This is a genomic window from Yersinia pekkanenii (assembly GCF_001152565.1).
Taxonomy (GTDB): Bacteria; Pseudomonadota; Gammaproteobacteria; order Enterobacterales; family Enterobacteriaceae; genus Yersinia; species Yersinia pekkanenii.
Genome location: NZ_CQAZ01000047.1, coordinates 17,277 through 31,068 on the forward strand (window position 1 = coordinate 17,277; position 13,792 = coordinate 31,068).

Here is a 13,792-nt window from a genome sequence, read left to right on the forward strand (position 1 = left end):
ACTTATAGCTGACTCTATGCAAAGCCAAATCACCGAATCCCCTCCCCCCCCCAATCAACTGCCACCTTTGTTGAAGGCATCACCGATAGTCTACCCATTGTTATTGGCTATTTACCGGTGGCTTTCGCCTTTGGTCTGAGTTCGGTAAAACTGGGTTTTACCCCATGGGAAGGGATTTTTTTCTCTTGCATCATTTATGCTGGAGCCAGCCAATTTGTGATTACTGCACTACTTAGTGCCGGAATGTCGTTGTGGATTGCCGCATTAACCGTGATGGCCATGGATATCCGCCATATCTTGTATGGGCCAGCCCTCAAACACCGTATTTTGGCAAAATTATCCGGTAAAAAAACCGCCCTTTGGGCCTTTGGTTTGACTGATGAAGTGTTTGCGGCTGCCACCACCAAACTGATGAAAGAACAACGGCGCTGGAGTGAAAACTGGATGCTCGGCATCGCGTTTACTTCCTGGTTATCCTGGGTGGTGGGTACCGCTATTGGCGCGATGTTTGGCAATGGCCCGCTGGAAAATTACCCGGCGATTGAAGCCTCCCTCTCCTTTATGTTACCGGCGTTGTTCTTAAGCTTCCTGTTGGCTTCATTTAAACGCCAATACAGCCTGACGGTTATCGCTTCGCTCAGTGGCGCATTGCTCGGTGTGTTGTTGTTCTCTATTCCGGTGGCTATTTTGGCCGGTATTGGCGGCGGCTGCCTGGCAGCGCTGCTCCGGCCCACCCCTGACGTGGCGATAAAACACCGCGAGAATAACCCACAGGAGCCGACACCATGAATACTGCTGTCCTGATTATTGGTTTAGTGGTGGGAACGGTAAATTATCTATTTCGCTATTTGCCGCTGCGCCTTGGGCCAGCACGCAAACAAGCCGGTCTGCAACGGGGTAGAGTGTCACTGTTGTTGGACAGCATTGGTATTGCGTCTATTTGTGCATTATTGGTGGTGTCCAGTACACCAGAAATCATGCATAACCCGCAGAAACTGATCCCGACACTGATTGGTTTTTTGGTTATCTGCGGATTCTTTTATAAAACTAACAGTATTATCTTCGCCACTTTATTCGGTGCCGTTAGCTACGGCCTGACATTCAAATTACTTATGATTATGGCGTAACAGATTGGCCAGATTATGAATTTGAAGCATAATAGCTTTATAAACAATAAGATTAATTGCTTATCCGTAGTGACTGAATAACACGAATTGCTAAACTTTTCCCGAATTAACCCGTTTACATTATTAGTAACTATCGTTACTGTACCACTTGAAATTAATGAGGATCCTTATAATGGAAAGTTCGTTTAGTCCTATAGAACAGATGCTTAATTTTCGTGCAAAACGCCAGAAAGACTTTCCTTACCAGGAAATTTTACTGACGCGCTTGTGTATGCATATGCACAGTAAATTGCTCGAAAATCGCAACAAAATGCTGAAAGCGCAAGGGATTAACGAAACTCTGTTTATGGCGTTAATTACGCTGGATGCGCAGGAAAGTCACAGTATCCAACCGTCAGAGTTAAGCGCTGCATTGGGTTCCTCGCGGACTAATGCGACCCGTATTGCTGACGAACTGGAAAAGAAAGGCTGGATTGAACGCCGCGAAAGCCAAAATGACCGCCGTTGTTTGCATTTGCACCTGACCGAGGCAGGCGTTGATTTTTTAAATCAACTGCTTCCCCCTCAACATAAGTGTCTGCATTTTCTTTGGTCCACACTCGACGCCGACGAACAGCAACAGCTTGAAACGCTGACGCGCAAGTTACTGGATCGGTTAGATCAAATGGAAGTACCAGAACAGTAATTCCAACATTTCTATCTAGGTAAATAACCATGTCATCCCCAGATAGCTGGAGACTCACGCCTCTGTTCGCCGTTTTTTTACTGGCGGGCTGCGCCTCAAGCGATAATATTGCTCCTCAGTCTCAAATGTTGGATAACCAACAACTGCAATTGGCACCGCCCAAAGTCAGTTCGCTGGCACTAAGTCCTCAGTGGTGGCGGGTTCTGGAAGATCCCCAACTTGATACTTTGATGGCCCAAAGCTTACAAACTTCGCCTTCGCTAAAACAAGCGGCGGCACGGGTGCGTGAAGCACAAAGCGTGATGGGCCAGGCTGATGCCGCTAATGGTCCTAATCTGGATTTATACGGCAGCAGTAACCGGGAGAAAATCGCGCAAAACACCCTGCAACCGTTTTTGCAAGCCTATCCCGACAAACCGCTGTATGAAACCGCCAATACTCTTGGCCTGAATCTCAGCTATGAGTTTGATTGGTGGGGTAAATACCGCAATCGGGTCAATGCCGCCAATGCGCAGGTGAATGCGGCTCGCGCAGAACAGCAGCAGGCCACACTGACACTAACCAGCTCTGTGGCCTCGGTCTATTACCAGTTACAGAGTAATTTTGCCCTGCAAAATGTGTTGCAGCAGGAAGTCGATAATAACCAACGGCTGGCTGACTTGCGCACCAGGCAATATGAAGTTGGTATCTATGGTATTGAAATACCACAACAAACACAGGCTCAGGCCGATACCGCCAAGCAGCAGATGATCCAGTTACACTCGCAGAGCGAACAACTGAAACATCAGTTGGCGGCCCTGACAGGCCAAGGCCCGAGTGCTACGCAAAATCTGCGTCCGGTCCCTTTACCCGATATCACCCGCCTGACCCCTAAAGGTGAGTTAACCACGGACTTACTGGGCCAGCGACCGGATATCACCGCCCAACGCCAACTGGTTGAATCTTATGAGCAGCGGGTCAAAGCAGCTCGCAAAGAGTTTTATCCCAGCTTATCCATTACCGGGTTTGCCGGTTTCTCTACCACTAACTTCCAAGGCACCAATCCCAATCTGTTAGAAGCGGCTAGCCAGGCATGGAACTTTGCCCCCGCCATCTCACTGCCTATTTTCCATGCGGGGGCGTTGCGCAGTAAGTTGGGCGAAGAATCAGCACGTTATGATGAAGCGGTTGAATCCTACAATCAGACCATCCTAAATGCCGTGCGGGAAACTGCGGATGCCATCACCATCCAACAAAGCAGTCAGCTCCAACTGCAACAGGCCACATCAGCATCACAATCTATGTTGAAGGTTTATAACGTCGCAAATGCCCGTTATAAGGCAGGGATTATTGGCCGCGATGAACTGTTGATCAGCCAGTCACAATATCTACAACAGCAACAATCAGAACTAAATGCTGGCAACAAATTATTGCAGGCCAAGATTGGTTTGATCCGTTCATTGGGGGGTGGCTATCAGGCCCCAGTCAGTGATGGTTCACAAAATACAACAATATAAAATAATATATAGTGTGGAGAAGAGCATGAGTGAAAGCGCGGAAAATCAAATAGCGCCACCACCGCAGAATAAAAAGAAGCAACGTAAACACGTACTTCTACTGCTGACGGTTATTTTTATTATTATCGGGGTGGCCTATCTTATTTATTGGTTCCTGGTGCTGCGTCATCATCAAGAAACTGATAATGCCTATGTTTCAGGCAACCAAGTTCAGATCATGTCGCAGGTTCCTGGTAGTGTAGTCAGTGTCAATTTTGAAAATACTGATCTGGTCAAAAGCGGCGATGTGTTGCTGACACTGGATCCAACCAATGCTGAACAAGCCTATGAGCAAGCGAAAACCACGCTGGCTAACAGTGTTCGTCAAACTCACCAGCTCATGATTAATAGCAAACAGTACCAAGCCAATATTGCGCTGAAAAAAATCGAACTGAGTAAAGCACAAAATGACCTTAAACGCCGAGTGGTGCTAGGTTCTGCTGATGCCATTGGCCGTGAAGAACTGCAACACGCCCGTGATGCGGTAGAGGCCGGGCAAGCTTCACTGGATGTGGCTATTGCGCAATACAATGCCAATCAGGCACTGGTTTTGAATACGCCATTGGAAAAACAACCGGCGGTCGAACAGGCCGCGGCTAAACTACGCGATGCCTGGCTCGCGCTGCAACGCACCAAAGTTGTTAGCCCAATCACCGGCTTTGTTTCACGTCGCAGTGTGCAAGTCGGCGCGGAGATTGCCAATGGGGCACCATTAATGGCCGTGATCCCGGCTAATCAAATGTGGATTGATGCCAACTTTAAAGAAACACAGTTAGACAATATGCGCATCGGTCAACCCGCTACGGTGGTGACGGACTTTTACGGTGATGACGTAGTCTTTCAGGGAAAAGTGGTCGGTCTGGATATGGGGACCGGCAGCGCCTTCTCACTGTTACCGGCACAGAATGCCACCGGTAACTGGATTAAGGTCGTCCAGCGTCTACCGGTTCGTATTGCGCTAGATGCTAAACAACTGGCTGAACATCCGCTGCGCATTGGCCTGTCTACCACGGTGAGAGTAGACACCATCAATACCGATGGGCAAGTGTTGGCGCAAAAGGTGCGTAAAGACCCCGCTTTTGTCACCAACGCGCTGTCACTGGATTTAGCGCCGGTTAATCAAATGATTAGCGACATTGTTCATGCGAATGCAGGTTAATGTCCATGCCAACGCAGATTAAAAGCACCGGGGGCCACTGTGGCACAAAAACCGCTTGAAGGTGCCCAACTCGCCTGGATGACGGTCGCGCTATCATTAGCGACTTTCATGCAGGTGCTGGACTCCACCATTGCTAACGTGGCTATTCCGACTATTGCCGGGGATCTGGGTTCGTCCAATTCACAGGGCACTTGGGTTATCACCTCATTCGGTGTGGCAAACGCGATTTCAATTCCCATTACTGGTTGGCTGGCAAAACGCGTAGGTGAAGTACGCTTGTTCCTGTGGGCCACGGGGTTATTTGCACTGGCCTCATGGCTGTGTGGTATGTCAAACAGCCTGGGGATGCTTATCTTCTTCCGGGTGATCCAAGGGCTGGTTGCTGGCCCATTGATCCCGCTATCACAAAGTTTACTACTGAATAACTACCCGCCGGCGAAGCGAAGTATGGCCCTGGCATTGTGGTCGATGACCATTGTTGTCGCCCCAATCTGTGGGCCGATCCTCGGCGGTTATATCAGTGACAACTATCACTGGGGCTGGATCTTCTTTATCAACATCCCTATTGGTCTGGTCGTCATTTTGATGGCAGGCAGCACCTTAAAAGGGCGAGAAACCAAAACCGAAATCAAGCCCATTGATACCGTGGGGCTGGTGCTATTGGTGGTTGGTATCGGTGCCTTACAAATCATGCTTGACCAAGGTAAGGAGCTGGACTGGTTTAACTCGACCGAGATTATCGTCCTGACGGTGATTGCCGTGATTGCCATTACCTTCCTCATCGTCTGGGAGCTAACCGACGACCATCCGGTGATCGATTTGTCATTATTCAAATCGCGAAACTTTACCATTGGTTGTTTGTGTATCAGCCTGGCCTATATGTTGTACTTTGGTGCCATTGTCTTGCTGCCACAGCTACTACAGGAGGTCTATGGCTACACCGCCACCTGGGCCGGTTTGGCATCAGCGCCGATAGGAATATTACCGGTATTGCTGTCACCTATTATTGGTCGCTTCTCACATCGAATTGATATGCGGCAGTTAGTAACATTCAGCTTCATTATGTATGCAGTTTGTTTCTACTGGCGGGCATATACATTCGAACCGGGAATGGATTTTGGTGCCTCAGCGTGGCCGCAGTTTGTGCAAGGCTTTGCTATTGCCTGCTTCTTTATGCCACTGACTGCCATTACGTTATCCGGTTTGCCGCCGGAGCGAATGGCGGCAGCATCCAGTTTGTCGAACTTCCTGCGAACCCTGGCGGGGTCGATTGGTACCTCAATCACCACCACACTATGGACGCAAAGAGAGTCTATGCACCATTCGCAGTTGACTGAGTTTGTTAATCCGTTCAACCCGAATGCCACGCAGGCTTATCAGGAATTAGAAAAACTGGGGATGAATCAGCAGCAGGCTTCGGCTTATCTGGCACGGGAAATTACTAATCAGGGGCTGATTATCTCGGCAAACGAGATTTTCTGGCTATCTGCGGGGGTATTTCTGCTACTGCTGGGGCTGGTCTGGTTTGCCAAACCGCCCTTTACCTCCGGTGGTAGGGGCGGTGGCGCGCACTAGCGGCTAACACTGAGCCACAAAAAGGGGCGCTGATTATTAATCTCAGCGCCCCTTTTTACTTTATGATTCAGTAGCCTAACAGAGTATCAACCCTCTGGCTTACTGAGCGCTATTTTGACGCCACCATTCTGCTAAGAGAATACCTGTCGCGACAGACACATTCAGGCTTTCAACTTTACCGGTACCACCGATAGACACGCTCATGTCGCCCTGCTGCCATGCACTGTCTGTCAGACCGTCACTTTCTTGCCCTAATACCAGCACCATCTTGGCAGGCAGTTCAGCTTTTGACAGGCTGACACCTTTATGGCTCGAGGTGGTGACAATGGTGTAACCGGCTTTGCGGAAGGTATCCAGCACCGAGAGAAAATCGTCTGCATTGATAGCCTTGATATGCTCGGCTCCGCCTTCCGCGGTACGAACTGCCGCACCAGACTCCAGCACCGCCGGATCGTGTAACAACACGCCGTTAATACCGAAATGGGCACAAGTCCGCATGATACCGCCCAGATTATGTGGGTTACCCACATCTTCCAACGCCAGCACGCAATCTTTAGCCTGAGTCTGCTGTTGCAAATAGGTTTCTGCATCCAGCCCCTGACGTTTTTTAATCAGGAAGCACACGCCACCGTGGTGTTCAGTACCCGAAGCCTTCGCCAGCTCATCTTCCTCAACCACATGATAAGCTTTGCGGTTAGCCGCCATCCATTTCAGCGCTTCGCGAAAACGTGGCGTAACTGACTGCACAAACCAAGCCCGCACGATAGCATCAGGGCGGCTTTCAAACAGCGCCTTACAGGCATTCTCGCCATAAACGCGTGTTTCTTCAGCCCGTTGACGGCGCAATTGCGCAGGGTCAACATGGCTTTTACCACTGATACCACCATGATCAAACTCCGGCTCTTCCGACGGCGCACGAGACACTGTTTTCCACGGTGAGTCGTAGGGACCGCTGCCTTCTGAACGTGCCGGACGGCTAGGACGATCGCGTTCATTACGGCCTGAATCATTACGACGTGAGTCATTACTCCGCGGTGAACTACTCCGACCCGCATTATCACCCGGACGACCTTTAACTGCCGGACGCGAGTTTTTACTACGGTTATTGTTATTACGGTCGTCGCTGCTTTCGTCACTGCGGACGTACATCACTTTAACTTTGCCGTTTTTGCCACTAAATGAATCGTTCATTGTCTTCTCCACCAACGCGCAGGGCGCGAAGATTACCTGATGTCCGCCCGGTTAGCCATAAGCAAGCACTAAAAGCTATCAACTATCGTATCCATCGAATAAAGCATTTTGGCACTTATCTCATTTGTCTCCATAATAGATAACAACCACGAAACCATTCAGTCATGCTTGGACTGCCTGGTTTCTCTTATCTACTTAGATACAAAAATAAAGGCTAATGTATGAATACGGTATGTACAGCTTGTATGGCGACTAATCGCCTGCCGGAAGAACGTATTGATGACGGCGCAAAATGTGGGCGCTGTGGCCACTCTTTATTTGATGGCGAAGTCATTAACGCCACCGCCGAAACACTGGATAAATTGCTGCAAGATGATCTGCCCGTCGTCATCGATTTCTGGGCGCCATGGTGTGGCCCTTGCCGCAACTTCGCCCCTATTTTTGAAGATGTCGCCGCAGAGCGTGCCGGGAAAGTCCGCTTCGTAAAAATCAATACTGAAGCAGAACCGGCACTTAGCACCCGTTTCCGTATCCGCAGCATTCCGACTATTATGCTGTATCGGAACGGAAAAATGGCCGACATGCTGAGTGGTGCCCTGCCAAAAGCGCAGTTTGATCAGTGGCTAGATGAGCAATTAGCCATAGACTCGGTCGACCACTAAGCTAGTTTAACCCATTTATTGCCTCTCGGGGCAAGGTCGTCGCCCGATAAAACGAGGTTATAACCCGAAACCCCGCCCTGACAGTTTTCTGCCGGGGCGGGGTTTATTGTATAACTGAGAGTCAGGGTTGATTAGAATAACGCTATTTATTCAGGAGTTCGCCGTGACGGCATCATCAACTATCGACCCCAGGTTACCAGCGGCCAACGCTTTATTGACCACTCTCGGTTTACCTACGGTCACTGCAACGGGGAATGCCGTACTGCATTTACGCCGATTACGGCTGGCCGCTTCCACCCGCCCCTATCGCGCCCGTGGCTGTCGTGCTATTCGCTGCCAAGGCTGCCTGCTGACTGAGCGATTTTGTTTATGTGACACCATCAAACCGCAACCGGCGAACAGCCGTTTTTGTCTGATTATGTTTGATACTGAACCGCTGAAACCCAGTAATACCGGCCGCCTGATTGCTGATATTCTGCCGGATACTCAAGCCTTTCTCTGGTCGCGCACTGAAGTTGATCCCGCATTATTGGCGGCTATCGCTGATCCTCAGCGTCAGCCTTATGTGGTTTTCCCGGAAAAATATGCCGCACCAGAACGGCAGATTCTCAATCAATTACCTACAAACGATAAGCCACCGTTATTCATTCTACTGGATGGCACCTGGACCGAAGCCAAAAAGATGTTTCGTAAGAGTCCGTATCTCGCCGCTTTACCGATGTTGTCACTGAATGTCAGTCATACTTCTGATTACCTGCTGCGTGAGGCACAACGCCCGGAACAACACTGTACTGTTGAGGTTGCATCCGCTTTGCTGGTGCAAGCCGGCGATATTCAGGCCGCAGAGGGTTTAACCGCCCATTTCCATTATTTTCGCCAGCAATATTTAGCGGGGAAACCTCATCATCCAGTGGGACGAGTCACAGCAACTGCCGAAGAAAGCGCATAAAATCAGGTAAACCATCCTTTCCTTAGGGGATCGAACATGAGTCAACGTGGATTAGAAGCACTGCTACGCCCGAAGTCTATTGCGGTCATCGGGGCTTCTGAAAAGCCTGAACGTGCCGGTTTCCTGATGATGCGTAATTTGCTCGATGGAGGGTTCAGTGGCCCGATCCTGCCGGTCACGCCCACCCACCAAGCTGTTTGCGGTGTGCTGGCTTACGCCGATATTGCCAGCTTGCCCATCACGCCTGATCTGGCCATTTTGTGTACTCATGACCGCCGCAATCTGGCGTTACTGGAGGATTTAGCTCTCCGGGGCTGTAAGGCCGTCATTATTTTGTCTGCCGCCACTGAACAATTTCCTGAATTGAAAGCCTGCGCACAACGCCACCATATACGCTTGCTTGGCCCGAACAGCCTGGGCTTACTGGCACCATGGCAAGGATTGAATGCCAGCTTCTCACCGGTTCCTATCAAGAAAGGGCGACTGGCGTTTATCTCCCAATCTGCGGCGGTAGCCAATACTATCCTTGATTGGGCGCAGCAACGGGAAGTGGGCTTCTCTTACTTTATTGCACTGGGCGATAGCCTGGATATCGATGTAGATGACTTACTCGATTTCCTGGCCCGAGATGGCAAAACCAGTGCCATTATGCTGTATATCGAACATATCAGTGATGCACGCCGTTTCTTATCGGCCTCACGCAGTGCTTCCCGTAATAAACCGATTCTGGTGGTCAAAAGTGGCCGCAGCCAACGTGCTCAGCAGTTATTGAATGGCCAACAAGGGCTAGATGCCGCTTATGATGCGGCTATCCAGCGCGCTGGACTGCTGCGAGTACAGGATACCCATGAATTATTTTCTGCCGTCGAAACACTTAGCCATATGCACCCACTGCGGGGTGAGCGTCTACTGATTGTTAGCAACGGCTCGGCACCGGCTGCCATGGCGCTGGATGAGCTCATCAGCCGTAATGGTAAGTTGGCAACACTGTCTGATACCACCCAATCCGCGCTGAGTGCGGTGCTACCGTCTTTTATTTCCTTACGCAATCCAATAGACCTGCGCGATGATGCCAACGCTGAGCGCTATCTGGCGGCGCTTAAGCCGTTACTCGACAGCACCGACTATGACGCGCTGCTACTGATTCACTCTCCGAGCGCCGCAGCACCCGGCAGTAAAACAGCGGAATTACTGATTTCTGCTATTCGTCAACATCCACGTGGTAAACGCATAACTTTGCTGACTAATTGGTGTGGTGAGTATTCATCACAGGATGCACGCCGACTGTTCACTGAAGCGGGGATCCCAACCTATCGCACGCCTGAAGGCGCAATTACCGCCTTTATGCATATGGTGGAATACCGCCGTAACCAGAAACAACTGAAAGAAACACCGGCACTGCCTGTGGGCCTTACCGCCAACACCACCCATGTGCATCAGTTGATCCGCCAGGCACTGGCAGAGGGCGCAACCCAGCTTGATACTCATGAAGTACAGCCAATCCTTGAAGCCTACGGCCTCAGTACGCTGCCAACCTGGATTGCCAGTGATAGTGTAGAAGCAGTACACATCGCAGAACGGCTGGGCTATCCGGTCGCAATAAAACTGCGTTCGCCTGATATCCCGCACAAATCTGAAGTCCAAGGGGTCATGCTGTATCTGCGCACTGCAATTGAAGTACAGCGTGCAGCTGACGATATTCTTGACCGGGTAAAACGAACTTTCCCTCAAGCCCGAATTCAGGGGCTATTGGTGCAAAGTATGGCTAACCGGGCGGGAGCACAAGAACTGCGAATTGCAGTAGAACAGGATGCCATTTTCGGCCCTTTGATTATGCTGGGCGAAGGCGGGGTCGAGTGGCACCATGAAACACAAGCCGCCGTGGCACTGCCACCTCTCAATATGGCACTGGCTCGTTATCTGGTGATACAAGCCGTCAAAGGCGGGAAAATTCGCAACCGAGGCTCGTTACAACCTTTGGATATACCGGGCCTAAGCCGTTTACTGGTACAAGTGTCCAACTTGATCCTTGACTGCCCTGAAATCACCCGTTTAGATATTCACCCGGTGCTTGCTTCCGGTAGTGAGTTCACGTTGTTGGATGTTTCAATGCAACTGGCTCCCGTCAGCGGCGACCCACAGGCCCGACTGGCTATTCGCCCCTATCCACACGAGTTGGAACAAACCGTCGTGCTGAACGATGGCTCTCATTGCCTGTTCCGCCCAATATTGCCAGAAGATGAACCGTTACTAAAACTGTTTATTGATCAAGTCACTAAAGAAGATCTCTACTATCGCTACTTCAACGAGATCAACGAATTCAGCCATGATGATTTGGCGAATATGACGCAGATTGACTATGATCGGGAAATGGCCTTTGTTGCTGTGCGACAAAAAATCGATGGCCCGGAAATTATTGGCGTAACTCGGGCACACTCTGATCCAGACAACATCGACGCTGAATTTGCCGTGTTAGTGCGTTCAGATCTTAAAGGCTTGGGCCTGGGCCGGGAATTACTTGAAAAGATGATTCAATACACCCGCAGCCATGGGTTAACGCGGTTAACCGCGGTCACCATGCCAAACAACCGAGGCATGATTGGTTTGGCAAAAAAACTCGGTTTTAGTATCGATGTACAAATGGAAGATGGGATCGTTAATCTGGAGCTGACACTGTGATTTATGTTACATGAATCATCGTGATATCACCCACATAGCTAAACGATTCAGTTATTGGTAGGCAAAACTTGCGCACAATCCAGAAAAGTAATGGTATTATCGCCCAACTCAATGGATTAGTGTTTTTAGGATATGGCGGTTCTGCCATCAAATAACAAGAGAAGAAGCGCACTGTGATGTTGTCAAAATTCAAACGTAGCAAACATCAACAACACCTTGCACAACTGCCCAAACTCCCCCAGCCAGTTGATGATGTCCAAACGCTTTATTGCCCCAAGGTTTTTCGCTCTACTCTGCTGGATTTAATAGGCCAGGCGACTAAACGTATTTATCTGGTGGCGCTGTATCTGGAGCAGGATGATGCGGGTCGTGACGTGATGAACGCCCTCTATCAGGCAAAGCTGCTGCATCCTGAGCTGGAAATTTGTGTGCTGGTAGACTGGCATCGCGCCCAACGTGGCCGTATCGGTGCCGCAGCCGTTAATACTAATGCTGATTGGTATTGTGAAATGGCAATCAGCCATCCAAATGTTTGCGTTCCGATTTACGGTGTTCCAGTTAATACCCGTGAAGCCCTTGGCGTGTTACATCTGAAAGGTTTTATCATTGATGATACGGTGGTTTATAGTGGTGCCAGTATCAATGATGTCTATCTCCATCAAAACGATAAATATCGTTACGATCGCTACCAGTTAATCACTAATCCATCATTGGCTGATCTTATGGTTGATTATCTGAAACAACGGATATTGAGTGCAGGTGCAGTTCAACGCCTTGATCGTGCTGATCGGCCAACCAATCCTGAAATCAAAAATGAGACCCGGCAATTCCGCTCATCGCTGCGTGATATCGGTTATCAATTTCCGGCACAAGCCAGTAATGATGAATTAGCAGTTACCCCGCTGGTTGGGTTAGGTAAAAAGAGCCAGTTGAATAAAACAATTCATCATTTAATGGCTTCTGCTGACGAGCGTCTCATTATTTGTACGCCATATTTTAACCTGCCTGCTCTATTAGTTCGCAATATCATTTATCTGCTGCGTGAAGGTAAACAGGTCGAAATTATTGTCGGTGACAAAACAGCAAATGACTTTTATATTCCAGAAGATCAGCCGTTTAAAATTATCGGTGCGTTGCCCTATTTATACGAAATTAACCTGCGTCGATTCTTGAGTCGCTTACAGCGCTTTGTTGATAACGGGCAGCTCATTGTTCGCTTGTGGAAAGATGGTGACAACACCTACCACCTGAAAGGGATGTGGGTAGATGATCACTGGCAATTGATTACCGGTAATAACCTGAATCCACGAGCATGGCGCTTGGATTTGGAAAATGCCATTTTGATCCACGACCCTAAGCATGAGATGCATGAGCAGCGAGCTAACGAGCTGGAATGTATCCGTACTCATACTAAAGTTGTTTCACATTATCTTGAGTTGGAGAATATTCAGCAATATCCAGTCAAGGTACGCAAACTGATCCGCCGTTTGCGCAGAATTCGTGTCGATCGTCTGATTAGCCGTATACTGTAAATCTGAAATATAAAAACCCGGTTATATATATGCTGGGTTTTTTGTCCTCCAGCCAGAGGAGAGGCGGCATGTATTGTCCCCCCTATCTTCGTTCGTTACTTATTGCTCCACTATTTTTACTCAATTCGGCATGCACCCATATGGCTAATGACCGCTGGACTGGGAAAGATAAAACACAACATTTCTTTGCTTCCGCAGCCTTAGCCGCTGCTGGTACAGCCTATGGTGAACATCAGAATTGGTCTGATGCTAAAAGCCGTAATTTCGGTTTGCTATTTTCGATTGGCATCGGTGCAGGTAAGGAATTATATGATAGTCGTCAAGGCGGGACTGGCTGGAGCTGGAAGGATATTGCCTGGGATGTCGCCGGTGCCATGACAGGTTACGGCCTTTATCACGCAGTTAATTAGCATTTAAGTAGTCAGAATTAGGGGCAACAGAAGCAAATATCTCATTCATACCACGTTTCATCTTCCGCACACAGCAAAAACCCCACGCTTTTGGCATGGGGTCTCGGCTTTATTTGATGCCTGGTAGTGTCCACAATATTCATCTCATCTTAAGGATGAGTCTCACCCCTAAAGGGGCCAGCGCAAGCACTGTTCAAACTGCATTCGCAGTAGTATTCATCTCATCTTAAAGATGAGTCTCACCCCTAAAGGGGCCAGCGCAGGCGCTGTTCAAACTGCATTCGCAGT

At 49.4% G+C, this 13,792-nt stretch carries 12 protein-coding genes; 11 read left to right on the forward strand and 1 reads right to left on the reverse strand.

Features of this window, described 5'->3' with window-relative positions; all coding sequences use genetic code 11:
* The first annotated feature begins 36 nt into the window (after positions 1-36).
* From AEP37_RS18860 to emrB, 6 genes are all read left to right on the forward strand, one after another.
* Complete coding sequence (locus tag AEP37_RS18860; protein ID WP_049614801.1) at positions 37-789, forward strand: AzlC family ABC transporter permease; 753 nt, start codon at positions 37-39, stop codon at positions 787-789.
* Complete coding sequence (ygaH, locus tag AEP37_RS18865; RefSeq protein WP_049614802.1) at positions 786-1,127, forward strand: L-valine transporter subunit YgaH; 342 nt, start codon at positions 786-788, stop codon at positions 1,125-1,127. The genes AEP37_RS18860 and ygaH overlap by 4 nt, the downstream gene beginning before the upstream one ends.
* Positions 1,128-1,299: 172 nt before the next feature.
* The gene (gene mprA / locus AEP37_RS18870; RefSeq protein ID WP_049614803.1) at positions 1,300-1,812 is read left to right on the forward strand and encodes a transcriptional repressor MprA; all 513 of its coding nucleotides are present in this window, start codon (positions 1,300-1,302) and stop codon (positions 1,810-1,812) included.
* A 29-nt stretch (positions 1,813-1,841) separates the two neighbouring features.
* Positions 1,842-3,308, forward strand: a complete 1,467-nt coding sequence (locus AEP37_RS18875) for an efflux transporter outer membrane subunit (protein ID WP_049614804.1) — start codon at positions 1,842-1,844, stop codon at positions 3,306-3,308.
* A gap of 25 nt (positions 3,309-3,333) precedes the next feature.
* Positions 3,334-4,506: a multidrug efflux MFS transporter periplasmic adaptor subunit EmrA gene (gene emrA, locus AEP37_RS18880; RefSeq protein WP_049614805.1), complete on the forward strand. Its 1,173-nt coding sequence runs from the start codon at positions 3,334-3,336 to the stop codon at positions 4,504-4,506.
* Between the two features lie 39 nt (positions 4,507-4,545).
* Positions 4,546-6,081 carry a multidrug efflux MFS transporter permease subunit EmrB gene (gene emrB, locus AEP37_RS18885; RefSeq protein ID WP_049614806.1) on the forward strand — a complete coding sequence of 512 codons (1,536 nt, stop codon included), beginning with the start codon at positions 4,546-4,548 and terminating at the stop codon, positions 6,079-6,081.
* 99 nt (positions 6,082-6,180) lie between these two features.
* Here the strand turns inward: emrB and AEP37_RS18890 are convergent, their stop codons facing one another.
* Positions 6,181-7,272, reverse strand: a complete 1,092-nt coding sequence (locus AEP37_RS18890) for a tRNA/rRNA methyltransferase (RefSeq protein WP_049614807.1) — start codon at positions 7,270-7,272, stop codon at positions 6,181-6,183.
* A gap of 221 nt (positions 7,273-7,493) precedes the next feature.
* Here AEP37_RS18890 and trxC point away from each other — a divergent pair, with 221 nt between their 5' ends.
* From trxC to AEP37_RS18915, 5 genes are all read left to right on the forward strand, one after another.
* A complete protein-coding gene (gene trxC / locus AEP37_RS18895) occupies positions 7,494-7,934 on the forward strand; it encodes a thioredoxin TrxC (RefSeq protein ID WP_049614808.1) in 441 nt (146 codons plus the stop codon).
* A 214-nt stretch (positions 7,935-8,148) separates the two neighbouring features.
* Positions 8,149-8,883, forward strand: a complete 735-nt coding sequence (locus AEP37_RS18900) for a tRNA-uridine aminocarboxypropyltransferase (RefSeq protein WP_049614813.1) — start codon at positions 8,149-8,151, stop codon at positions 8,881-8,883.
* 36 nt (positions 8,884-8,919) lie between these two features.
* Positions 8,920-11,562, forward strand: coding sequence for a bifunctional acetate--CoA ligase family protein/GNAT family N-acetyltransferase (locus AEP37_RS18905; protein ID WP_049614809.1), 2,643 nt, complete (start codon positions 8,920-8,922; stop codon positions 11,560-11,562).
* 179 nt (positions 11,563-11,741) lie between these two features.
* Positions 11,742-13,094, forward strand: coding sequence for a CDP-diacylglycerol--serine O-phosphatidyltransferase (pssA, locus tag AEP37_RS18910; protein WP_408068344.1), 1,353 nt, complete (start codon positions 11,742-11,744; stop codon positions 13,092-13,094).
* A 68-nt stretch (positions 13,095-13,162) separates the two neighbouring features.
* Entirely contained in the window at positions 13,163-13,504 is a 342-nt protein-coding gene (locus tag AEP37_RS18915; RefSeq protein ID WP_049614811.1) for a YfiM family lipoprotein, read from the forward strand.
* The last annotated feature ends 288 nt before the right edge of the window (positions 13,505-13,792 follow it).